A 23,658-nucleotide genomic window follows, 5' to 3' on the forward strand; every position below is an offset into this window, starting at 1 on the left:
ACAATGGGGGATCTGGCGATAGATTTCTGCGGCGAATGGCACGAGCCATCCGACGAGGACATCTTCAGCATCGGCCGCGAGGGCGACCTCGAAGTGGACGACAACCCGTACCTGCACCGGCAGTTCCTGCAGATTGCCCGGTATGACGGCATCTGGTGGCTCAGCAACGTCGGCAGCATGCTCTGCGCGACCGTTGCCGACGCTTCCGGCGGCATGCAGGCCTGGCTCGCGCCGGGTGCCCGGATCCCGCTGGTCTTCAGCCAGACCAACATCATCTTCACCGCCGGCCCCACCACCTACGAGTTTGCCGTCCACCTCCGGACGCCTGCGTTCCGGCAGGAGGCCCGCAGCGAGGACAGCGGCGGCGACACCACGATCGGCCCGGTGGTCTTCACCGACTCGCAGAAGGCCCTGATCGTGGCCCTCGCCGAACCGATGCTGCGGCGCGAAGGAACCGGCTTCAGCGCCATCCCTTCCTCCGCGGAAGCGGCCAAGACCCTGGGCTGGGCGCTGACCCGGTTCAACAGAAAGCTGGACAACGTGTGCGACAAACTCGACCGGGTGGGCGTCGCCGGCCTGCGCGGCGGCAGCGGCAAGCTCGCCACGAACCGCCGCGCGCGGCTGGTGGAACACGCCGTGACCTCCCACCTCGTCACCGCGGCCGACCTGGTGCTGCTGGAGACGCAGCGCGGAGGGGACGACGCATGAGGATCCGGCTGACCCTGCGCCGTGACCCCGCCGAGGCCAAGGACCTCGCCGTCACCGTGGACGGCCTCGCCACGGTGGCGGACATCGCCACCGAACTCTGGGCGGCTGACCCCGCGCGGCGCGGCACCGCCCCGCCCTCGAACCTCTCGCTCAGCATCGAGGAGGCCTTCGCCGCCGGCGGGCTGAACGGCAGCGTCCTGAACCGGGAGGACAACCTGCTCGAATCCGGGCTGCGGCCCGGCTCGATCGTCTCGCTGACCCAGGTCAGCGAGCAGTTCGACGTCCCCGGGGCAAACCGGGGACCCGCGGCCGCGACCCTGCGCGTCCTCTCCGGCCCCGACGTCGGCCGCGAATTCCCGCTGCCCTCCGGCACCAGCTACCTCGGCCGGGACCGCGACGTCGACATCCGGCTGACCGACCCGCTGACCTCCAAACGGCACGCCCGCATCACGGTAGGCGAAACCGTGGAGATTGTGGACACGAACTCCGCCAACGGCCTGCTGATGGACGGCCTGCCGGTCAGCCGCGCCACGCTGAACTCCTCGGACGCCGTCACGCTCGGCGACACCACCGTGTCCGTGGTGTCCCTGGGCGGCAGCCAGGGCGCCGCGCCGAGTTCACCGCTGATCAATTTCAACCGCTCGCCGCGCGTGGTGCCCCGCTTCGAACCGCACAAACGGACTTTGCCGGCCGGTCCCAAACGCCAGGAGCACCACCCGTTCCCGTACATCATGCTGGTGGCCCCGCTGATGATGGGCGCCGTCCTTTTCGCCGTTACGCAGAACATGATGTCGGTGATCTTCATGATGATGATGCCGCTGTTCATCGTGGGCCATTACGTGGACCAGAAAATGCAGTCCAAGCGGGAACGCAAGGAACAGCTCAAGGCGTTCCGCGCCGCCATGGCCGCGTTCCGCGCCGACATCACCGCGCTGCAGAAGGTGGAACGCTCCGTCCGGCTGCAGGAGGCACCGTCGGTCAGCGACACCGTGGACTCCATTTACAAACTCGGCCCGCTCCTCTGGACCCACAGGCCCGAGCACACCGGCTTCCTGGGGCTGCGGTTCGGACTCGGCACGGCACCGTCCCGGATCCAGTTCGAGGAGCCGCAAAGCAACGAGACCGAGCCCGAGTACATGGCCGAAATCCAGCAGTGCATGGCCCAATTCGGCAGCATCGAGGGCGTACCGATCGTCTCCCAGCTGCGCAGCGCCGGCTCGTTCGGCCTCGCCGGTGCCCGCGGACTCGTCGACGACGTAGCCCGCGGCATGGTGCTCCAGCTGGTGGGGCTGCATTCGCCGGCCGAAGTGGTGCTCACTGCCATCACCTCGGCCCAGTCCAAGGACCGCTGGGAATGGCTGCAGTGGCTGCCGCACGCCGGTTCCGGCCACAGCCCGCTCAGCGGCGACCACCTCGCCGCCGGCCCGGCCGGGGGTTCGGCCCTGCTGTCCAGGCTCGAAGACCTGATCGACCAGCGCGAGGCCGCGGCCCAGTCGCCGCGCCCGGAACTGCGCCCCGGGCTCAAACTGGAGGGCGACGACGTGCCAGGCCCGCAGCTGCCCACCGTGCTGCTGGTGGTGGAGGACGACGCCCCGGTGGACCGCGGGCGGCTCACCCGGGTACTGGAACGCGGACCGGACTCCGGCGTCCACGTCATGTGGGTGGCCACCTCCGTCCAGCAGCTCCCGGCCGCCTGCCGCGACTTCATGGCGGTCGACGGCGAACACGGCACCACCACCGGCCAGGTCCGGCTGGGCCGGCACACCTTCCCGGTCAGCTGCGAAAGCCTCGACGCCGGGCTGGCGGCCCAGCTGGCGCGCATGCTCGCCCCCGTGGTCGACGTCGGCAAGCCGCTCGAGGACGACTCGGACCTGCCCCGCGCGGTGTCCTACGCGACGCTGATCGGCAAGGACTTCCTGGACAACCCGCAGGCCGTCGCGGACCGCTGGAGCGAGAACAACTCCGTGCACGCCACCGCCAAACCGAACCGCAAGGACAACGGCACGCTCCGGGCCCTGGTGGGGTCCAAGGGCATCGAACCGCTCTACCTCGACCTGAAGAACGAGGGCCCGCACGCCCTGGTCGGCGGCACCACGGGTGCCGGCAAGTCCGAGTTCCTGCAGGCCTGGGTGATGGGCATGGCCGCGGCGTACAGCCCGGACCGGGTGAGCTTCCTGTTCGTGGACTACAAGGGCGGGGCCGCGTTCGCGGACTGCCTGCACCTGCCGCACACGGTGGGCCTGGTCACGGACCTTTCGCAGCACCTGGTCCGCCGCGCCCTGACCTCGCTCCGGGCCGAACTGCACCACCGCGAGAAGCTGCTGAACCGCAAGAAAGCCAAGGACCTGCTGGAACTCCAGCGCCAGGCGGACCCGGAAGCGCCGCCCTACCTGATCATCATCGTGGACGAGTTCGCGGCCCTCGCCACCGAGGTGCCGGAGTTCGTCGACGGGGTGGTGGACGTCGCCGCCCGCGGCCGTTCGCTGGGCCTGCACCTGATCCTCGCCACCCAGCGCCCGGCCGGCGTCATCAAGGACAGCCTGCGCGCCAACACCAACCTGCGCGTGGCGCTGCGCATGGCAGACGAGGACGACGCGGTGGACATCCTCGGCGTTCCCACCGCCGCGTACTTCGACCCCTCCATCCCGGGACGCGGCGCGGCCAAAACCGGACCGGGCCGGATCCAGGGCTTCCAGACCGGTTACGCCGGCGGCTGGACCACGGAGAAGCCGCAGCGGCCGCGGATCGACGTCGTCGAGATGGCGTTCGGCTCCGGTGCAGCCTGGGCCGCGCCCGCCGCCGAGGCGCCGGTGCGGGAGGAACCCGCCGGGCCCAACGACATCGCCAGGATGACGGCCAACATCATCAAGGCCGCGGACGTGCTCGCCATCGAGCCGCCGCGCAAGCCGTGGCTGGACGAGCTCGCCACCACCTACGACTTCTCCCGGCTGCCGAACCCGCGCACCGACGAGCGGCTGCTCCTCGGCGTCGCGGACGACCCCGCGCACCAGGACCAGCCGACGGTCTTCTACGAACCCGACCGTGACGGCAATATGGCCATCTACGGCACCGGCGGTTCCGGCAAGTCGGCCGCGCTGCGCGGCATCGCGATCGCCGCCGCCGTCACCCCGCGCGGCGGCCCGGTCAACGTCTACGGCATCGACTGCGGCTCCTCGGGCCTGAAGATGCTCGACGAGCTGCCGCACGTCGGCGAGATCATCAACGGCGACGACGTCGAACGGGTCGGCCGGCTGCTGCGCTGGCTGCGGGACCTCGCGGACGACCGTTCGGCCCGCTACGCCGAGGTCCGTGCCGCCACGATCGTGGAGTACCGGAAGCTGGCCAACATGCCGGAGGAGAAGCGCATCTTCGTCCTGGTGGACGGCATGTCCGCGTTCCGCGAGGGCTATGAGTACAGCAAGCTGTCGGCGCTCTGGGACATCTTCCTGCAGCTGGCCACCGACGGCCGCCCGCTCGGCATCCACCTCGTGGTCAGCGGCGACCGGCCCAACGCGGTGCCGGCCTCGCTGCTCGCCTCGATCCAGCGCCGGCTGGTGCTGCGGCTCTCCTCCGAGGACGACTACCTGTCCCTCGACGTGCCCAAGGACGTCCTCGGGGCCGGCACGCCGCCGGGCCGCGGCCTGCTGGGCAACCTCGAGGTGCAGCTGGCGGTGCTGGGCGGCAACTCCAACCTGGCCGTGCAGGCCCGCGAGGTGCACAAGCTCCGCGAGGCCATGCTGCGCCAGGGCGTGGAGCGGGCGCCGCAGATCGAACGGCTGCCCGACTCGGTGGACCTGGACCTGCTCCCCGCGGGCAGCCCGGACCTGCCGGTAATCGGCGTCGACGATGAGACGCTGCAGCCGGCCGAGATCCTGGCGAAGGGCCCGCTGCTGCTGGCCGGCCCGCCGGGCTCCGGCCGCACCGTGGCGCTGGTGACCCTGGCCTACGCGCTGCGCCGTTCCAACCCGGGCGTGGAGCTGATCTACCTCGGTTCGCGGCGTTCCGCCGCGGCGTCGCTCAAGCTCTGGGACCGCTCCGTGGTGGGCGCGGACGACGTCGAGGAAGCCATCGACGAGCTGGTGGATTACTCCACCGGCACGCCGGGCAAGCTGGCGATCTTCATCGAGGGCCTGACCGACTTCACCGACACCCTGGCCGAGTCCGGCATCGGCCGGCTGGTCACGGCGTCCATCAAGGCCGAGCAGTGGGTGGTGGGCGAATCCGAGACCTCCACCTGGTCCTCGGCCTGGTCGCTGGCGCAGCCGTTCAAGTCCGGCCGCCGCGGGCTGCTGCTCAACCCGGGCGACATCGAGGGCGACAGCCTGCTCAGCACCTCGCTGGGCCGGGTCAGCGGCGAGTTCATCCCGGGCCGCGGCTACATTGTGGGCCGCGGCAAGGTCCGCAAACTCCAGGTCGCCCTGCCGCCGGAGAACCGCACCTGACCCCTTCCTCCCGGGGTCCGCGGGGGATGGGGAGTGCTGCCCATCGACAGGTTTTTGCCGGGCAGGGTAGGTTCGAGGCATTGGATCTTCCGGAACAGCCGGGGGCCGCTGGGGATGCCGAGAGTGTTCGGGTCCGATGAACTAAGGAGTTTTTTCAATGGCTATGTGGGGTGCGGATGTTACTCAGCTCAAGGCGCTGGGTTCGAAGCTGCTGGCGGGTTCGCAGGAGATCGACAACCAGAGGTCGCTCCTGACGAAGGCGCTGGGGTCGACCGATTGGATGGGACCGGACGCGACGAAGTTCCGCAACGAGTGGAACGGCGAGCACTCGGCCAACCTCACCCGGGCGGCCCAGGCTCTGCAGCAGGCCAGCCAGCAGGCCAGCCGCAATGCTGCCGACCAGGAAAGCGCTTCCTCCAACTAAGGCCGAACATGGTCAACGGAGGGCCCGGACGCACCCGCGTCCGGGTCCTCCCGTTTAAGTGCCGGGCGACCGGGCAGCGCCGGCGCTGGGAACGGGGCGGGCTGCTGACCGGACAACGTCGGGGATCTAGGGCAGGATAGGTCTGTGAGCACAGGGAAGACTTCAACAGACACCGACACCCGCAGCCCCGCCGGGGAACTGGTCCCCTCCGAGGCCGTCCGCGAAGAGTACGAGGAGCTGGTCGAAGCGGTCCGCAAGCACCGCTTCGCGTACTACCAGGAGGACGCCCCGATCATCTCCGACGCCGAGTTCGACGAGCTCTTCCGGCGGCTGGAAACCATCGAGGCGATGCACCCGGAACTGGTCGCCAACGATTCCCCCACCCAGGAGGTGGGCGGCGAGGTCTCCGCCGCCTTCGCCGCCGTCGAACACCTGACCCGGATGTACAGCCTCGAGGACGTGTTCTCGCTCGAGGAGCTGGAGGCCTGGATCGCCAAGGCCGAGGCCGGCGTCGCGAAGCTCGGCAACGGCGGCAACCCGCCGTCGTGGCTCACCGAGCTGAAAATCGACGGCCTCGCCGTGAACCTGCTCTACCGCGACGGCGTGCTCATCCGGGCGGCCACTCGCGGCGACGGCTCCACGGGGGAGGACATCACGCACAACGTGCTGACCATTAAGGAAATCCCGCAGCAGCTCAAGGGTGAGAACTTCCCGGCTGAAATGGAGATCCGCGGCGAGGTCTTCATCCCGTCCAAGGCGTTCGCTGAATTCAACGACGCGCTGATCGCGGCCGGCAAGGCACCGCTGGCCAACCCGCGCAACGCCGCCGCCGGCTCGCTGCGGCAGAAGGACCCGGCGGAAACCGCCAAGCGCCCGCTCAAGATGTACGTGCACGGCATCGGCGCCCGCGAAGGCCTGGAAACCGCCAGCCAGTCGGATACCTACCGGCAGCTCGCCGACTGGGGGCTGCCCACCAGCCCGTACTTCGAGGTGCTGCCCGGCCTGGCGGAGGTGCTGGACTTCATCCGGCGCTACGGCGACAAGCGGCACAGCCTCAGCCATGAGATCGACGGCATCGTGGTCAAGGTGGATGATCTCGCCACCCAGCGCGCCCTCGGCTACACCTCCCGGGTGCCGCGCTGGGCGGTCGCCTACAAATACCCGCCGGAAGAGGTCAACACCAAGCTGCTGGACATCGCCGTGAACGTCGGCCGCACCGGCCGCGTCACCCCCTACGGCGTGATGGAGCCGGTCAAGGTGGCCGGTTCCACGGTGGAAATGGCCACCCTGCACAACCAGGAAGTCGTCAAGGCCAAGGGCGTCAAAATCGGCGACATCGTGGTGCTGCGCAAGGCCGGGGACGTCATCCCGGAAATTGTCGGACCCGTGCTGGCGCTCCGCGATCAGCAGGACCCGCCAGTGCGCGACTTCGTGATGCCCACTGAATGCCCCGCCTGCGGCACGCCGCTCGCGCCGGCCAAGGAAGGCGACGTGGACATCCGCTGCCCCAACGCCCGTTCCTGCCCGGCGCAGCTGCGCGAACGTGTCTTCCACCTGGCCGGCCGCGGCGCCTTCGACATCGAGGCGCTCGGCTGGGAAGCGGCGATCGCCCTGACCCAGCCGGCCGAGCCCGACGTCGCGCCCCTCACCACCGAGGCGAACCTGTTCCGGCTCAAGCCCGAGGATCTCGCCGGGGTCCGGATCCGCCGTGAAAAGCGCAGCAAGGGCGTGGCCACCGGTGAGTTTGAGCTGGTGCCGTACTTCTACACCAAGGGCACGGCCAAGACCCCGTCCAAGCCGACCGCCAGCACCGAAAAGCTCTTCAGCGAACTGGAAAAGGCCAAGACCCAGCCGCTCTGGCGCGTCCTCGTGGCGTTGTCCATCCGGCACGTGGGGCCGCGGGCGTCGCGCGCCCTGGCCACCGCCTTCGGCACCATGGACGCCATCCGCCAGGCCTCCGAGGAGGAACTGGCCGGCGTCGACGGCGTGGGCCCGGTGATCGCCGTGGCGCTCAAGGAATGGTTCGCCGAGGACTGGCACCGGGAGATCGTGGACAGCTGGGCAGCCGACGGCGTCCGGATGGAGGACGAGCGCGACGAGTCCACGCCGCGGACCCTGGAGGGCCTGACCGTGGTGGTCACCGGCAGCCTGGAAGGGTTCAGCCGGGACGAGGCCAAGGAAGCGATCCTGGTCCGCGGCGGCAAGGCCGCCGGTTCGGTCTCCAAGAACACCAGCTACGTGGTGGCCGGCGAGAACGCCGGCACCAAGCTGGACAAGGCGGAACAGCTGGGCCTGCCGGTCCTGGATGAGGACGGCTTCCGCGCGCTGCTCGCCCACGGACCGGCGGGCCTGGGCGGCGAGGAAGCGCCGGGCGGCGGCGACGAAGCGCCGGGCGGCCCGGCCGAGGACGGCGGCGAAGACCACCAGGAGGCGGCCGAGTGAGACCCGGCCCGGCAGAATTCCCCGCGCCCGCGGCCTTCCTGGGCCTGGCCCGGAAGGCCGCCGCCGCCGGCGCCGCGGTGCTGGCCGGCCGCAGCGCGGCCGGGCTGGACGTGAGCAACAAGGGCGACTCGGGGGACTGGGTGACCTCCTTCGACCTCGCGTCGGAGGCGGCCGTCCGCGAGGTCATCACCCGCGCCCGGCCGCAGGACATCATCACCGGCGAGGAGGGCGGCACCGTGCTGCCCGGTAGCCCGAGCGGCTTCCGCTGGTCGATCGATCCGCTCGACGGCACCACGAACTTCATCCGCAACATCGTCTACTACGGCACCTCGGTGGCGGTGGCCGGCCCCGACGGCGCCTGGCTGGCCGGCGTCGTCCACGCCCCGGCGCTGGGACGGGTCTACTACGCCGCCCGCGGCCACGGCGCCTGGCTCGAAGAACACGGGCGGCGTGTGCCGCTGAACGGGCCGGTGCCGGGCCGGACCGGCCAGATCCTGGCCACGGGCTTCAGCTACGACAGGGGCGTCCGGGCTGAGCAGGCCGCCGCACTGGGCGGCCTGATGGACGGCTTCGCCGATGTCCGCCGGCTGGGATCCGCCGCGCTGGACCTTTGCCTGGTGGCGGACGGCACCCACGACGCCTACGGCGAACGCGGGCTCAACGAACACGACTTCGCCGCCGGCGCGCTGATCGCGGAGGAGGCCGGCTGCTGGGTGCGCCGTCCGCGGCTGACCAGCGTGCTCGACGGCGGGCCCTCCGACGAGGAACGGCTCGCAGCCTGGACCTGCGCCGGCCCCCTGGAGCTCTCCGGCAAGTTCCCGCTCTGACGACGGGGACCGGAACTGATAGCTCAGTCACGGAAAGTACTGTTTGGCGGCGCGACAACCGGACGCGCCCGTACCATGGACAGGTGAATCCGCAGATCCTTATCCGCCCCGCCGTCCCGGCCGACTACGACGCCGTCGCCCGCATCACCCGGGACGCCTACCTGGCCGCGGGCCACTTCGAGGACGCGGACCACCCCTACATGCAGCAGATCCAGAAGGTCGCGCAGCGGCACGAGGACGCGACCATCTGGGTGGCGGAGCGCGCCGGCCGGGTCGTGGGTTCGGTGACGCTCGCCGTCGCGGGGGAGCCCTATGCGGACATCGCCCAGGCGGACGAGCTGGAATTCCGGATGCTCGTGGTGGACCCGGCGGTGCAGCGCAGCGGCGCCGGCAAAGCCATGGTGCAGGCCATCATCGAGCACGCCCGGTCCCTTCCGGGCATCACCGGCGTGGCGCTGACCACCGGCCTGACTTGGGAGAGCGCGCACGGCCTCTACCGGAAGACGGGCTTCCAGCGGGCCCCGGAACGCGACTGGTTCGTCCCGGAGACGGACATCAAGCTGCTGGTCTACCGCCTGGACCTCTAGCCCCTTCCGGCTCCCACCCCTTCCCGGCTCCAGTCCGGCGGTGTCACAAGCCACCGCTGCTGCGGGACCCACTGCGGTAAGGTATGCACCCAGAGCACCACCGTGACCCACGCTGGGAACAGCACGAGTACAGCCGGAGGAAGCATGGCCCCGCACATCCCCGACACCATCGACGAAAAACTGCTCGGCCTCTACCTGTCGGACCACCTGACCGGTTCCACCGCCGGAGTGGGCCGGATCGAACGGATGGCCAAGGACTTCACCGACACCCCGGTGCACGCCGAACTGGCCACCCTGGCGGCGGAGATCCGCCGGGAGCGCGGGCTGCTCAAGGATCTGATCCGCGAGCTCGGCATCCGCCAGCGCCCGCACCGCCAGGCTGCCGCCTGGCTGGCCGAACGCGCCGGCCGCCTGAAGCTCAACGGCCGGGTGCTGAGCCGGTCGCCCATGACCCTGGTCCTGGAATCCGAACTGATGCGCGCCGCGATCCTGGGCAAAATCGGCGGCTGGCAGACACTGGAGGAGCTGGCGCCGGAACTCGGGCTCGATCCGTCAACGTTCGCCGGCCTCATTGCCGACGGACGGTCGCAGATCGCAGCACTGGACCGCGTCCACGAGCACGCCCGCCGCAACGCCTTCCATAAAGCCCGCGACATCGCCGGCTAGCACCGCCTCGTGGCGGGCCGCGAGGACACGGACCGGCTTAACTTCCGGAGCCCGCGGGCACCCCGTAGCGGTGTTCCGGCCGGCCGGTGGTGCCGTAGCGCAGCTGGATATCGACGGCGCCGTCGTCCGCCAGTGAAGAGAGGTAGCGTTGCGCGGTGGCCCGGGAGACCCCCACCCGGGCCGCCACCTCGGCCGCCGAGTACTGCTGCCCCGGTTCCAGCGACTCCAGCACCGCCGCCTCCGTGGCGGAGCGCGGCCGCGCGGAGGCCGTGACGTCGCCGGGGATCAGGGCCCGCTTGGCCCGTTCCACCGTCTCCTGCGTCAGGTTCCCGGGCTGGGCCAGGATCCGGCGGTAACGCGCGTACGAGCGCAGCTGCTGGGACAGGGACTCGGCCGTGAAGGGTTTGAGCAGGTACCCGAGGGCGCCGCGCCGGAACGCCACCCGGATTGACGCCGCATCCGAGGCGGCGCTGAGGATCATCGTGTCCACATCCAGCTGGTGCAGCAGGTCCAGCCCGGAGGCGTCCGGCAGGTAGACATCCAGCAGGACCAGGTCCGGACGAAGGCTGTGGATGGACTGCAGGGCCTGCGACGCCGAGCCGGCCGGCGCCAGGGCCAGGAACCCCGCCACCGAGTCCACATAGGCGGCGTGGAGCTTGGCGACGTGGAAGTCGTCGTCCACGATCAGCACCCGGAAATCTTCAGACATTGTTGTCTCCTTCTGCCACGTCTGCTGCCACGTCCTCAACGCCACCGGCGATGGTCCCCGGGAGCGTCGCCATGAACACCGCGCCCGGCCCGCCGGGTGCACCCCGCTCCAGCACCGTCACGTCACCGCCGCGGCGCCGCGCCAGCTGCCGGGCCAGGGCCAGCCCCAGGCCCTGCCCGCCGCTGGCCCGCGCCGGCTGGTCCGCGGTGGTGAACCCCTCGGCAAAGACCCCCTCCGTGCCGCCGGCGTCGTCCGCGCCGTCTCCCGTGCCGAAGCCTTGCCCGCCGTCCGCCGCGGCGGGCAGGCCGTCACCGGAGTCGCCCACAATGATGTGCAGGGTGCCCGGGGCCCCGCCGTCGCCGGGGGCGTCCAGCACCTCGACCTCCACCCAGCGGTCGGTTGCGGCGCCAGCGACGGCGGCGTTCACGGCGTTGTCGATCAGGTTGCCCAGCACCGTGGTCACCTCCTGCGGCTCCACGACGTGGCCGCGGACCAGGGTTTCGGGGCCGAGCCGCAGGCTGACGCCGCGTTCGTCGGCCTCCACCCCTTTGGCGCCCAGGAAAGCCTGGAGGTAAGGGTCCTGCAGCAGCTCGGCCTGGTCCACCGGGAACTTCAAAGGCCCGGTGGCGGCCAGCCGGGCCAGGTAGTCGCGCGCCTGCTGATGCTGCCCGATGCTCATGAACCCGGCGATCGTGTGCAGCTGGTTGGCGAACTCGTGGCGCTGGGCACGCAGAGCCGTGGACATGGTGCCGACGGCGTCTAGCTGGCGGGTGAGCTGCTGGAGCTCGGTGCGGTCCCGCAGCATAACCACCCAGCCCAGGTCCTCCCGGCCGTGCAGGGCCTTGCGGGCGCTCGCCACCAGCACGCGGCCGCCGGCCAGGAACTCCACGGCGTCACCCTCGGTGGCGTCCGGCCTGGTCAGGGCCTTCAACGGGGCCGGCACCGGCGCCGACGCCCAGGTGGTTCCGGCCAGGTCCGGCTGCTCCAGCATCCGCCGGGCCGCGGCGTTGAAAACGCTGATCCGGCCGTCGGCGGACACGCCGATCACGCCGTCGTCCACGCCCTGCAGGACCGCCACCTGGTCGTGCACTAGGGTGCTGATTTCCTCAGGCTCCAGCCCGAGGGTCAGCCGCCGGAGCCGGTGCCGCAGCAGGAAGGAGGCCAGGACGCCGGCCAGCAGCGCGCCGGCCGCGGTCAGGGCGATCGGGACGATGTCCCGGGCGAGGCTCTGGCCGATGGTCTCGGTGGAGTAGCCCACGCTGACCTCGCCCACCACCGTGGTTGAACCCGGTGCGAACACGGGCACCTTGGCACCGGCCGAGGGCCCTAGGGTGCCGGTGTTCCGGGTGGTGACCTCCTTGCCGGAGAGGGCCTCGGAGGGATCGGTGCTGACCCTCATCCCCAGCCGGTCGGCGTCGGGATGGGCCAGCCGCAGGCCGGTCTCGTCGGTGATGACGACGAACAACGCGCCGGTGCGGGCCCGGGCGCCCTCCGCGGCGGCCATCAGCGGACCGGCGAGCAGTTCGGCGGGCGGGGGAGTGCCGGGCCGGGCGCTGATCTGCTGCACCTCGGCCCGGACCGCCGGGTCCGAGGCCACCGTGCGGGCCAGGGTCAGTGCCTGGTTCTCCGCCTCGCGGCCCAGCCGTTCGTACGTCAGCCACGCGTGCACGGCGCTGCTGAGCAGCACCACCAGGGCCACCACCCCCAGCTGCAGCAGCAGCGTCTGGGTCGTGAATGTCAGCGGAGTGCGGCGTTTGAGGGCTTGCACGGCGGCCCTCCTTTGGTGATCCGGCGGCCTCATCGACCTGTGAGCTAAATGCGCAAAATGCGTCCAACAAGCAGTATGCCAATCAATTGAGGCAAAGGCACTCCCGTGACGCACGCCACCCTAACGTCTGTAGTGCGCATCACAGCGGAGTGGTGCGGAACACAGAAGAAGGAGCCGGCCGTGCTGGTATTACTTGGATTCGCCATGATTGCGGTCTTCATGGTGCTGATCATGACGAAGAAGCTGACGCCGGTGCTGGCGCTCATCATCGTCCCCACCGTTTTTGGACTGTTCGCCGGCGCCGGCCTGGGCATCGGCCCCATGGTGCTCGACTCGATGAAGTCGATGACGTCCACGGCCGCGCTGCTGATGTTCGCCATCATCTACTTCGGCCTGATGATCGACGTCGGGCTCTTCGACCCGCTGGTCCGGTTCATTCTGCGCAAGCTGGGCAACGACCCGGCGAAGGTGGTCCTGGGTACCGCGATCCTCGCCGCGGCGGTCTCGCTCGACGGCGACGGCTCCACCACCTTCATTCTCACCACCGCCGCCATGCTCCCGGTCTACCTGCGGCTGAAGATGAGCCCCGTGGTCCTGACCTGCGTGGCCGGCCTGGCCAACGGCACCATGAACATCCTGCCGTGGGGCGGCCCCACCGCCCGCGCCGCCTCCGCGCTGAAGATCGACGTCAACGAGGTCTTCGTTCCGATGGTCCCGTCGCTGATCGCCGGCCTCGTCGTCGTGTTTGTCTTCGCCTGGCTGCTGGGCCTGCAGGAACGCAACCGGCTGCGCACCGTGGCCCCGGAAATCTGGGCCGAGGGCGTTGAGTTCGACGGCGGTTCCTCCACCGGCCGCACGGGCACCACCCCCACGGGCACCACCCGCACGGGCACCACCCGCACGGGCACCACCCCCGCCGGCGGAGTCCCCACCACCGGCGGAGGGTCCTCCGTCGCCGTGCTGGAACGCACCGAAGACCTCGTCGACGAGCACGATTCCGCCATGGCGGACACCGCGCTGGATCCCAACCGCAAGACGCTGCGTCCCAAGCTGTTCTGGTTCAACCTGGGCCTGACGGTGGCCGTCATGGTGACGCTGGTCGCCAACATCATCCCGCTCCCGTTCGTCTTTATGGTGGCCTCCGCCGTCGCCTTGCTGGTCAATTTCCCGAAGGTCAAGGACCAGGGGGCCCAGCTGATCGCGCACGCCCCGTCGATCGTGGCCGTGGTCAGCATGGTCATGGCGGCCGCCGTCCTGACCGGCGTCCTCAACGGCACCGGCATGGTCAAGGCCATGTCCGAATGGCTCGTGGCGATCATCCCGGCGGACATGGGCCCGTTCATGGCCGTCATCACCGGCGTGCTGAGCATCCCGATGACGTTCTTCATGAGCAACGACGCCTTCTACTTCGGCGTCCTGCCGGTCCTCAGCGAGACGGCGGCCCACTACGGCGTCGGCGCCGCGGACATGGCCCGAGCCTCAATCACCGGCCAGCCCTTCCACCTGCAGAGCCCGCTGGTGCCGGCCATCCTGCTGCTGGTCTCCCTCGCCAAGGTGGACCTGGGCGACCACCACAAGAAGGTCCTCTGGCGCACCGCCGTCATCTCCCTGGTCATGCTGGGAGTAGGAGTCCTCACCGGAGCCATCGGCATCGGCTGACAAACAAAACTACGAGACTGTCGAGTTCGGAAGAGTTTCCGGACTCGGCAGTCTCGTTCGGTGAGCGCAGCACATCGGCGACGGGACGGACATCCGGAAGCGTGCGTCTAAGCGAGGAACGAGCGAGCATGCGGAGGATCGTCCGGCCCGCCGCCGACGGCGGAGGGGCTTAGGGCCACGTAGACTGGGACGGAAAATAATCCGAACTTGCAGGGGAGATCCATGGCTGCGATCAACCGCGACGACGTCGCGCATCTCGCGCGTCTCGCGCACATCGAGATGAGTGCTGAAGAGCTGGACAGGATGGCTGGCGAACTCGCCGTCATCGTGGAGTCGGTTAAGTCCGTCAGTGAAGCCGCCGGTGATGACGTCCCGGCCACGTCCCACCCGATCCCGCTGACCAACGTGTTCCGCGAGGACGTTGTGGGCCACACCTTCACGGCCGAGCAGGCGCTTTCCGGAGCCCCCGACGCGTATGAGGGCCGCTTCAAGGTCCCGGCAATCCTGGATGAGGACTAAGACCATGACTGAAACCCGCCCCGAACTCTTCCGCCTCACCGCAGCCGCGCTCGCCGAGAAGCTCGCCGCGCGCGAGATCACCGCCGTCGAGGTCACCCAGGCGCACCTGGACCGGATCGCCGCCGTCGACGGCAAGGTCAACGCCTTCCTGCACATCAACGCAGAGGAAGCCCTCGCCGTCGCCGCCGAGGTAGACGCGATCCGCGCCGAAGGCGGCGCCGCCGCCGAGGAACTGCACGTGCTCGCCGGCGTCCCGATCGCCGTCAAGGACCTGATCGTCACGATCGGCCAGCCCACCACGGCCGGCTCCAAGATCCTCGAGGGCTGGCACAGCCCCTACGACGCCACCGTGGTGGAGCGCCTCCGCGCCGCCAAGATGCCGATCCTGGGCAAGACCAACCTGGACGAGTTCGCCATGGGCTCCTCCACCGAGCACTCCGCGTACGGCCCCACCCACAACCCCTGGGACCTGGACCGCATCCCCGGCGGCTCCGGCGGCGGCTCCGCTGCCGCCGTCGCGGCGTTCGAAGCTCCGCTGGCCCTCGGCACGGACACCGGCGGCTCCATCCGCCAGCCCGGCGCCGTCACCGGCACGGTCGGCGTGAAGCCCACCTACGGCGGCGTCTCGCGCTACGGCGCCATCGCGATGGCCTCCTCGCTGGACCAGATCGGCCCGGTCTCCCGGACCGTGCTGGATTCGGCACTGCTGCACTCGGTGATCGGCGGCCACGACCCGCGCGACTCCACCTCGCTGCCGGACCCGCTGGAGGACCTTGTGGCCGCGGCCCGGACCGGCAACGTCGAGGGCATGAAGATCGGCATCATCAAGGAGCTCCACGGCGAGGGCTACCAGGCCGGCGTCGAGAACCGCTTCAACGAGGCCCTTGAACTGCTCAAGGGCGCCGGCGCCGAGATCGTCGAGGTCTCCTGCCCCAACTTCAAGTACGCCCTGGGTGCCTACTACCTGATCATGCCCTCCGAGGCCTCCTCCAACCTGGCCAAGTTCGACGGCGTCCGGTTCGGCCTGCGGGTGCTGCCCGAAGAAGGCCCGCTGACGATCGAGCGCGTGATGGGAGCCACCCGCGCCGCCGGCTTCGGCGACGAAGTCAAGCGCCGTATCATCCTGGGCACCTATGCGCTCAGCGCCGGCTACTACGACGCCTACTACGGCTCGGCCCAGAAGGTGCGCACCCTGATCCAGCGCGACTTCGACGCCGCGTTCGCCCAGGCTGACGTGCTGATCTCCCCGACGGCGCCCACCACGGCGTTCAAGCTCGGTGAGAAGCTCAACGACCCGCTTGCGATGTACCTCAACGACGTCGCCACCATCCCGGCCAACATGGCAGGGGTCCCAGGGCTGTCGCTGCCCGGCGGCCTCGCCGACGAGGACGGACTGCCGGTGGGCGTCCAGCTGCTCGCCCCGGCACGCCAGGACGCCCGGCTCTACCGCGTCGGCGCCGTGCTCGAGTCGCTGCTTGAGGCGCAGTGGGGCGGACCGCTGCTGGACCGTGCCCCCTCCCTGACGGAGCCTTCCTTGACTGATTCCGCACCGGCGGTTGCTGCCGGCGCCCCCGCGAGCCACGGAGGTTCACACTAATGACTGACGCAACCCTCAGCTTCGAAGAGGCGATGGAGAAGTACGACCCCGTCCTGGGTTTCGAGGTCCACGTGGAGCTCAACACCAAGACCAAGATGTTCTCCTCCGCGCCGAACGTCTTTGGTGACGAGCCGAATACGAACGTCAACGAGGTGGACCTCGGGATGCCCGGCGTGCTGCCCGTGGTGAACAAGACCGCGATCGAATCCTCGATCAAGATCGGCCTGGCGCTGAACTGCAAGATTGCCGAGACCTGCCGCTTCGCCCGGAAGAACTACTTCTACCCGGACACCCCGAAGAACTTTCAGACCTCCCAGTACGACGAGCCGATCGCCTACGACGGCTACCTGGACATCGAGCTCTCCGACGGCACTGTCTTCCGGGTCGAGATCGAACGCGCCCACATGGAGGAGGACGCCGGAAAGCTCACCCACATGGGCGGCGCCGCCGGCCGGATCCAGGGCGCGGACTACTCGCTCGTGGACTACAACCGCTCCGGTGTGCCGCTCGTGGAGATCGTCACCAAGCCGATCGAGGGCGCCGGCAGCCGTGCCCCCGAGCTGGCCAAGGCGTACGTCGCCGCGGTCCGCGAGATCGTCAAGAACCTCGGCGTCTCGGACGCCAAGATGGAGCGCGGCAACGTCCGCTGCGACGCCAACGTCTCGCTGCGCCCGCACGGCCGCGAACGTTTCGGCATCCGCTCCGAGACCAAGAACGTCAACTCGCTGCGCGCCGTCGAACACGCCGTCCGCTACGAAATCCAGCGGCACGCCGCGGTACTGGAGTCCGGCCAGCCGGTCATCCAGGAAACCCGGCACTGGCACGAGGACACCCGCTCCACCACCTCGGGCCGGCCCAAGTCCGACGCCGACGACTACCGCTACTTCCCGGAACCGGACCTGGTGCCGATCGTCGCCTCACGCGAGTGGGTCGAGGAGCTCCGGGCCACGCTGCCCGAGCCGCCGGCCGCCCGCCGCAAGCGCCTGCAGGCCGACTGGGGCTACTCCGACCTGGAGTTCCGCGACGTCGTCAACGCCGGCGTGATGGACGAGATCGAGGAAACCATCGCGGCCGGTGCCACCGCCACGGTGGCCCGCAAGTGGTGGATGGGCGAGATCGTCGGACGCGCCAAGAACGCCGACGTCGACCCCGGCCAGCTCGGCGTCGATCCGGCCACCATCGTGGAACTGAACAAGATGGTCGAGGACGGCAAGATCAACAACAAGATGGCCTCCGAGGTCCTGGACGGCGTGCTCGCCGGCGAGGGCACCCCGGCGGAAATCGTCGAGCAGCGCGGCCTCGCCGTGGTCTCCGATGACGGACCCCTGCTGGAAGCCATCGACGCGGCCCTCGCCGCGCAGCCCGGCGTCGCGGACAAGATCCGCGGCGGCAAGCTCCAGGCGATCGGCGCGATCGTCGGCGGCGTGATGAAGGCCACCCGCGGGCAGGCCGACGCCGGCCGCGTCCGCGAGCTGATCCTGCAGCGCCTCGGCGTCGAAGGCTAGCCCCTAGCCACCCACTAAATCGGTCATGATGGTCTGCAGCGCTTCGCAGACCATCATGACCGATTTGCGTTTAAGGTTCTCCGGCCGGGCCAGGATGTCGATCCGGCGCCGGGTGCTGATGCCCTCCAGCGGCTTGAGCACGATCTCCGGGTTGAGCACCGGCCGCGCGGTATGCCGGGGCAGCAGCCCGATCACGCTTCCGGTCGCCACCAGGGCCGCCACCGTGGAGTAGTCGTTGATCCGGTGCACGATGTTCAGCTCGCGGCTGGAGACCGCCGCGACGGCGGAGAGCACGTCGGCGGGGGAGTAGCCGGTGTGGCTGGTCACCCAGGGTTCGCTGACGACGTCGTCCGCCGTCACCGCCCGCTGCCCGGCGAGCCGGTGCCCGGCCGGCAGCGCCACGTCCAGCGGCTCGTGCGCGAGCGGGATCACCGCCACCCGTTCCTGGGGCCACCGCGGGCTGTGGTCCATCCGGTGTGCGAGGACCAGGTCGTAGCGGGCGGTCAGCGCCGGGAAATCCTGCTGGGCGACGTCCTCGTCGGAGAGCTGGATCCGCGGCTGCCCGGGTCCGGCTAGCAGCCGGGCCAGCGGCGCGAACAAGGCCTGGCCGGCGCTGTGGAAACCGCTCAGCGTCACCGGCGCCACCGGCGAGCCGTGGTAGGCGCCGATTGCCGTCCTCGCGTCCGCCATGGCGCTCACGACGGCGGCCCCGGCGTCCGCGAGCACCTGCCCGGCTTCGGTGAGGACCAGGTTCCGGCCCTCCTTCCGGGTCAGCGGGACCTCCACGGATTTCTGCAGGGCGGCGAGCTGCTGGGACACCGCCGAGGGCGTGACCAGCAGCGTTTCGGCGACGGCCTTGACACTGCCCAGGGCGCCGAGTTCGCGGAGCATTTCGAGCTGGTGGATTTCCATGCCCACCATCTTATGGGCAAGCAAAAGCTAAATCGTCGATTGAGAAAAATCCGGTTGTGCTAATGCTTTCTGCCGGGTCTAATGAGGTGAGTTGTCCCACACCACCGCTCCGAATCCAGGGAGCGGCCAGCACAGTTAGGCAGGCCCATGAAGGCTCTCTACAAGTCCGGCGCCCACGCGGGATTCGAACTGGTCGACCGCCCGGAGCCGGAGACCGGGGCCGGGGACGTCAAGATCCGCGTCATGACCAGCGGAATCTGCGGCACGGACCTGCACATCCAGTCCTGGGATGCCTGGGCGCAGGGCATCATCAATGCGCCGCTGATCGCTGGTCACGAGTTCTACGGTGAAGTCGTGGAGACCGGCGAGGACGTCCTGGACGTCAAGGTCGGCGACCGGGTCTCCGGCGAGGGCCACATCGTCTGCGGAATCTGCCGCAACTGCCGCGCCGGCCGCAAGCAGATGTGCATCAACACTGTCAGCGTCGGCGTCCAGCGCGACGGCGCGTTCGCGGAGTACGTCGTCATCCCGGAAACCAACGTCTGGGTCCACCACGATCCGTCCGTGACCCCGGAACTCGGCGCCATCTTCGACCCGTTCGGCAACGCCGTGCACACCGCGCTGAGCTTCCCGCTGGTGGGTGAGGACGTGCTCATTACCGGCGCCGGCCCCATCGGCCTGATGGCGATCGCCGTCGCCCGCCACGCCGGTGCCCGCAAGATCGCCATTACCGACGTCTCCGCCCCGCGCCTGGAACTGGCCCGCCGGCTCGGCGTCGACCTTGCGATCGACGTCTCCACCACGCGGGTCAAGGACGCCCAGCGCGAACTGGGCATGCGTGAGGGCTTCGACATCGGGATGGAAATGTCCGGCCACCCCACAGCGCTGCCTGAGATGATCGACAACATGAACCACGGCGGCCGGATCGCGATGCTGGGGCTGCCCAGCCAGTCCATCGACATCGACTGGGGCAAAGTGGTCACGCACATGCTGACCATGAAAGGCATCTACGGCCGCGAGATGTTCGAGACCTGGTACGCCATGAGCGCCATGCTCTCCTCCAACCCGGTGCTGCACGCCAACATCTCCGCCGTCGTCACCGACACCCTGCCCGCCGCGGACTGGGAGAAGGGCTTCGAGATCGCCCGCGCCGGCGTCGGCGGCAAGGTCGTCCTCGACTGGACCGGCTTCTAGCCCCCGCCCGTTTCCGGTACCGTACAAAAATTCACCCCCCCTGCTGAGGAGCCACCGCAATGTATTCAGCCATCAAGGACCAGCTGCAGCACGAACTCGACGAGATCCGCGGCGCCGGCCTGTTCAAGACCGAACGGCACATCGATTCGCCGCAGGCCAGCCACATCAAGGCCGGCCAGCTCGGCCAGGGCAGCTCGGAGGTGCTGAACTTCTGCGCCAACAACTACCTGGGCCTCGCGGACCACCCCGAGATCATCGCGGCCGCGAAGGAGGCCATGGACTCCCGCGGCTTCGGCATGGCCAGCGTGCGCTTCATCTGCGGCACCCAGGACGTGCACCTGGCTTTGGAGGAACGCGTCTCGAAGTTCCTCGGCACCGAGGACACCATCCTGTTCTCCAGCTGCTTCGACGCCAACGGCGGCGTCTTCGAATCGCTCTTCGGCCCGGAAGACGCCGTCATCTCCGACGCGCTGAACCACGCCTCGATCATCGACGGCATCCGGCTGTGCAAGGCTCAGCGCTTCCGCTACGCCAACCAGGACATGGCGGACCTCGAGTCCCGGCTGATCGAGGCCAGCACCCAGGAAAACCCGGCCCGCCGCAAGATCATCGTCACCGACGGCGTCTTCTCGATGGACGGCTTCCTGGCCCCGCTGGAGGCGATCTGCGACCTCGCGGAGAAGTACGACGCCATGGTCATGGTGGATGATTCGCACGCGGTCGGCTTTATGGGCGCCACCGGTGCCGGCACGCCGGAACATGCCGGCGTCTCGGACCGGGTGGACATCTACACCGGCACCTTCGGCAAGGCCCTGGGCGGCGCCTCCGGCGGCTATGTGTCGGGCCGGCGCGAGGTCATCGCCATGCTCCGCCAGAAGGCGCGCCCCTACCTGTTCTCCAACTCGCTGGCCCCGGCCATTGTCGCCGCTACGCTGAAGGCCCTGGACCTGGTGGAGAACTCCGGCGAACTGCGCAGCAAGCTGTTCGCCAACGCGGAACTCTTCCGCCGCCGGATGGCCGAGGAAGGCTTCGAACTGCTCGACGGCGAACACGCGATCGTCCCGGTCATGTTCGGCGACGCCGTGATGGCAGCCAAAGTGGCCGACGCGATGCTCGCCAACGGCGTCTTCGTCACCGCATTCAGCTACCCCGTGGTGCCCAAGGGCGCCGCCCGCATCCGGGTCCAGCTCTCCGCCGCGCACAGCGCCGACGACGTCGAGAGCTGCGTCCAGGCCTTCGTGGCTAGCCGCGCGGCGGTGGCCGCGGCCTCGTAGCCGGGGAGCCGCCGCCGGAAAGTACTGACGCGGCCTCCTGCCGGGTGCAAGGATGGAGACATGTCAGCTAATTACGATGTCGTGATTGTGGGCGGCGGCATTGCCGGCCTGTCCCTTGCCTCCGCCCTCGCCGGCAAATGCCGCGTGGCCCTGGTCGAAGCCGAGCAGTCACTGGGCTACCACACCTCCGCGCGCTCGGCCCGGCAGCTGATCCCCAGCTACGGCCCGCCCGTGGTCCAGGAGCTCACCCTACGCACCCTGGAGCTCATCGGCACCAAGGAGGGCACCCGGCCCGAACCCGTTCTCTCACCGCGCCGCTTTATGCTGATCGGCAACGAGGAAGACGTCCAGCAGCAGGCCAGCGGCTTTATGCACCGGATCAGCCACGCCGAGGCCCTGGACATCTGCCCCGCGCTCAAGCCGGATTCCTTTGAGGCCGCCGGCCTGGACTCAGGGTCCTTCGCCTGCAACGCGTCCCTGCTGCTGGAGGACCACCGGGAGCGCGCGGTCGAAGGCGGCGTGGACATCATCACCGGCGCCAGGGTCCACTCGGCGCAGCGCCTCGGCTCCGGCTGGGAACTCGGCGCCGGGCAGGAAGGCTTCGAGGCCGCCGTCGTGGTCAATGCCGCCGGCGCCTGGGCGGACGAATTCGCGGTGCTTAGCGGGGTCGAGAAGCTCGGACTCCAGCCCTTCCGCCGGACCGCGGCAATCGTCGACGTCGAACGCCCCCTCCCGCAGGGCTGCCCGATGGTGGCGTCGGCCGGCAGCTTCTACTTCCGGCCGGACGGGCGGCGGCAGGTCCTGATCTCCCCGTCCGAAACTGTGCCCAGCGGCCCGGAGGACGCCCGGCCGTACCCGGGTGACATCGAGGCGCTGATCACCCGGCTGAATACCGTCACCACGATGGGCATCGGTGACGTCCGCCGGGCCTGGACCGGGTTGCGGACCGAGGCGTCCGACGGCGTCCCGGTGGTGGGGTTCGACGCCGAGGCCACCGGCTTCTTCTGGCTCGCCGGCCAGGGCGGCTACGGCTTCCAGACCTCCTCCGGCATCGCCGAGTTGGCTGCCGAGCTCATCCTGGCCGGCCAGGGCGCCGCGGAGCCGCTCCCGGCCGACAGTCCGGCATCCCGGACAGCCGCGGCACTGGCAGCGACCCGGATGTCGATCCGGCGCTGAAGAATGGACCCATGAGCACCCTCATCACCAACATCGCCGAACTGATGACCCAGGACGCGGAGCACCGGGTCCTGACGGACGCGGCCGTGGTGATCGAGGGCGAACGCATCGCCTGGCTCGGGTCCGCCGCGGACGCCCCGGCCGCCGACGACGCCGTCGACGCCGGGCACCGCGCGCTCCTGCCCGGCTGGGTGGACTCGCACACGCACCTCATCTTCGCCGGCGACCGGACCGCGGAGTTCGAGGCCCGGATGGCGGGGGAGGACTACAGCGCCGGCGGCATCGCGGTCACCACCGGCGCCACCCGGGCCACCGGCGACTTCGACCTCACCCGCCTGGCGCTCGGCCGCGTCGCCGAGGCGGTTTCGCAGGGCACCACCTACCTTGAGACCAAAACCGGCTACGGACTGGATGTGGACAACGAGGCCCGCAGCGCCCGGATCGCCTCCACTGTCGCGGACGAGGTGACCTACCTCGGCGCGCACCTGGTCCCCGGCGGCATGGACGCCGATGAGTACACGGACCTGGTCTGCGGCCCGATGCTCGCCGCGGTCCGGCCCTATGTCCGCTGGGCCGACGTCTTTTGCGAGCGCGGCGCCTTCACCGAGGACCAGTCCCGCCGCGTGCTGGCGGCCTGCCGGGACGCGGGGCTGGGCCTGCGCGTGCACGGCAACCAGCTCGGGGAGGGCCCCGGCGTGCGGCTGGCCGTTGAATTCGGGGCCGCGAGCGTGGACCACGTGAACTACCTGTCCCGCGCCGACGTCCACGCCCTCGCGGACAGCTGGTCCGGCTGGGAATCCGCGGCCGGCGCGGGCGAGCGCGGCACCGTCGCGACCTGCCTGCCGGCCTGCGACCTGTCCACCCGGCAGCCGCTGGCCCCGGCCCGGGAACTGCTGGACGCCGGCGTCCAGCTGGCCCTCGCCTCCAACTGCAACCCCGGCACCTCCTACACGAGCTCGATGGCGTTCTGCGTCACCACCGCCGTGCTGCAGATGCGGCTCAGTGTGCACGAAGCCGTCCGTGCGGCGACGTACGGCGGTGCGCTGGCGCTGGGCCGGGACTCCGGGAACGACGTCGACGGGCAGCGCGCGGTCGGCTCGATCGCCGTCGGGCACCGGGCCGACCTGCACCTGCTCAATGCCCCGTCCGCCACCCACCTGGCCTACCGGCCGGGGATGCCGCTCACCCACGCCGTCTGGCGCGCCGGGGTCCGCGCCCGCTGACGCGCAGACACAGGAGGCACGCCATG

Annotated in this window: 18 protein-coding genes; 15 read left to right on the plus strand and 3 right to left on the minus strand. The window is 69.8% G+C overall.

Annotated elements, in window-relative coordinates; all coding sequences use genetic code 11:
- The first annotated feature begins 3 nt into the window (after nucleotides 1-3).
- The 7 genes from ABIN76_RS13080 to ABIN76_RS13110 all read left to right on the plus strand — a co-directional run bounded on the left by ABIN76_RS13080 (nucleotide 4) and on the right by ABIN76_RS13110 (nucleotide 10,096).
- Complete coding sequence (locus ABIN76_RS13080; protein WP_346960126.1) at nucleotides 4-708, plus strand: hypothetical protein; 705 nt, start codon at nucleotides 4-6, stop codon at nucleotides 706-708.
- Nucleotides 705-5,150 (plus strand): FtsK/SpoIIIE domain-containing protein, encoded by a 4,446-nt coding sequence (locus ABIN76_RS13085; RefSeq protein ID WP_346960127.1) that lies wholly within the window; start codon nucleotides 705-707, stop codon nucleotides 5,148-5,150. The genes ABIN76_RS13080 and ABIN76_RS13085 overlap by 4 nt, the downstream gene beginning before the upstream one ends.
- Before the next feature lie 157 nt (nucleotides 5,151-5,307).
- Entirely contained in the window at nucleotides 5,308-5,574 is a 267-nt protein-coding gene (locus ABIN76_RS13090; RefSeq protein WP_346958786.1) for a hypothetical protein, read from the plus strand.
- Nucleotides 5,575-5,718: 144 nt separating this feature from the next.
- Nucleotides 5,719-8,016 (plus strand): NAD-dependent DNA ligase LigA, encoded by a 2,298-nt coding sequence (gene ligA / locus ABIN76_RS13095; RefSeq protein ID WP_346960128.1) that lies wholly within the window; start codon nucleotides 5,719-5,721, stop codon nucleotides 8,014-8,016.
- Nucleotides 8,013-8,843 (plus strand): inositol monophosphatase family protein, encoded by an 831-nt coding sequence (locus ABIN76_RS13100; protein WP_346960129.1) that lies wholly within the window; start codon nucleotides 8,013-8,015, stop codon nucleotides 8,841-8,843. The genes ligA and ABIN76_RS13100 overlap by 4 nt, the downstream gene beginning before the upstream one ends.
- An 83-nt stretch (nucleotides 8,844-8,926) precedes the next feature.
- Nucleotides 8,927-9,430 carry a GNAT family N-acetyltransferase gene (locus ABIN76_RS13105; protein WP_346960130.1) on the plus strand — a complete coding sequence of 168 codons (504 nt, stop codon included), beginning with the start codon at nucleotides 8,927-8,929 and terminating at the stop codon, nucleotides 9,428-9,430.
- A gap of 144 nt (nucleotides 9,431-9,574) precedes the next feature.
- Complete coding sequence (locus ABIN76_RS13110) at nucleotides 9,575-10,096, plus strand: hypothetical protein (RefSeq protein WP_346960131.1); 522 nt, start codon at nucleotides 9,575-9,577, stop codon at nucleotides 10,094-10,096.
- Between the two features lie 37 nt (nucleotides 10,097-10,133).
- Here ABIN76_RS13110 and ABIN76_RS13115 read toward each other — a convergent pair whose 3' ends face one another.
- The gene (locus tag ABIN76_RS13115; protein ID WP_346960132.1) at nucleotides 10,134-10,805 is read right to left on the minus strand and encodes a response regulator; all 672 of its coding nucleotides are present in this window, start codon (nucleotides 10,803-10,805) and stop codon (nucleotides 10,134-10,136) included.
- Complete coding sequence (locus ABIN76_RS13120; RefSeq protein WP_346960133.1) at nucleotides 10,798-12,573, minus strand: ATP-binding protein; 1,776 nt, start codon at nucleotides 12,571-12,573, stop codon at nucleotides 10,798-10,800. Before ABIN76_RS13120 ends, ABIN76_RS13115 begins: the two co-directional genes overlap by 8 nt.
- Before the next feature lie 180 nt (nucleotides 12,574-12,753).
- On the opposite strand from ABIN76_RS13120, the gene ABIN76_RS13125 reads away from it, so the two are divergent.
- The 4 genes from ABIN76_RS13125 (at nucleotide 12,754) to gatB (ending at nucleotide 17,853) form a co-directional block, all read left to right on the plus strand.
- Nucleotides 12,754-14,232 (plus strand): CitMHS family transporter, encoded by a 1,479-nt coding sequence (locus tag ABIN76_RS13125; RefSeq protein ID WP_346960134.1) that lies wholly within the window; start codon nucleotides 12,754-12,756, stop codon nucleotides 14,230-14,232.
- Nucleotides 14,233-14,454: 222 nt separating this feature from the next.
- On the plus strand, nucleotides 14,455-14,751 hold the full coding sequence (gene gatC / locus ABIN76_RS13130) for an Asp-tRNA(Asn)/Glu-tRNA(Gln) amidotransferase subunit GatC (RefSeq protein WP_138769869.1): 297 nt from the start codon (nucleotides 14,455-14,457) through the stop codon (nucleotides 14,749-14,751).
- 4 nt (nucleotides 14,752-14,755) lie between these two features.
- Nucleotides 14,756-16,348 (plus strand): Asp-tRNA(Asn)/Glu-tRNA(Gln) amidotransferase subunit GatA, encoded by a 1,593-nt coding sequence (gatA, locus tag ABIN76_RS13135; protein WP_346960135.1) that lies wholly within the window; start codon nucleotides 14,756-14,758, stop codon nucleotides 16,346-16,348.
- A complete protein-coding gene (gatB, locus tag ABIN76_RS13140) occupies nucleotides 16,348-17,853 on the plus strand; it encodes an Asp-tRNA(Asn)/Glu-tRNA(Gln) amidotransferase subunit GatB (protein ID WP_346960136.1) in 1,506 nt (501 codons plus the stop codon). Before gatA ends, gatB begins: the two co-directional genes overlap by 1 nt.
- Nucleotides 17,854-17,856: 3 nt before the next feature.
- Here gatB and ABIN76_RS13145 read toward each other — a convergent pair whose 3' ends face one another.
- Nucleotides 17,857-18,765 carry a LysR family transcriptional regulator gene (locus ABIN76_RS13145; protein ID WP_346960137.1) on the minus strand — a complete coding sequence of 303 codons (909 nt, stop codon included), beginning with the start codon at nucleotides 18,763-18,765 and terminating at the stop codon, nucleotides 17,857-17,859.
- Between the two features lie 147 nt (nucleotides 18,766-18,912).
- Here ABIN76_RS13145 and tdh point away from each other — a divergent pair, with 147 nt between their 5' ends.
- From tdh to ABIN76_RS13165, 4 genes are read left to right on the plus strand one after another with little or no spacing between them, the layout of a single operon-like run.
- Nucleotides 18,913-19,959 carry an L-threonine 3-dehydrogenase gene (tdh, locus tag ABIN76_RS13150; RefSeq protein WP_346960138.1) on the plus strand — a complete coding sequence of 349 codons (1,047 nt, stop codon included), beginning with the start codon at nucleotides 18,913-18,915 and terminating at the stop codon, nucleotides 19,957-19,959.
- Nucleotides 19,960-20,018: 59 nt separating this feature from the next.
- Nucleotides 20,019-21,233: a glycine C-acetyltransferase gene (locus tag ABIN76_RS13155; protein ID WP_346960139.1), complete on the plus strand. Its 1,215-nt coding sequence runs from the start codon at nucleotides 20,019-20,021 to the stop codon at nucleotides 21,231-21,233.
- Nucleotides 21,234-21,293: 60 nt separating this feature from the next.
- On the plus strand, nucleotides 21,294-22,409 hold the full coding sequence (locus ABIN76_RS13160; RefSeq protein ID WP_346960140.1) for an FAD-dependent oxidoreductase: 1,116 nt from the start codon (nucleotides 21,294-21,296) through the stop codon (nucleotides 22,407-22,409).
- An 11-nt stretch (nucleotides 22,410-22,420) separates the two neighbouring features.
- Nucleotides 22,421-23,632, plus strand: a complete 1,212-nt coding sequence (locus tag ABIN76_RS13165) for an amidohydrolase family protein (protein ID WP_346960141.1) — start codon at nucleotides 22,421-22,423, stop codon at nucleotides 23,630-23,632.
- Nucleotides 23,633-23,658: the final 26 nt, after the last annotated feature.

It is taken from the genome of uncultured Arthrobacter sp. (assembly GCF_964021775.1).
Lineage (GTDB): Bacteria > Actinomycetota > Actinomycetes > Actinomycetales > Micrococcaceae > Arthrobacter.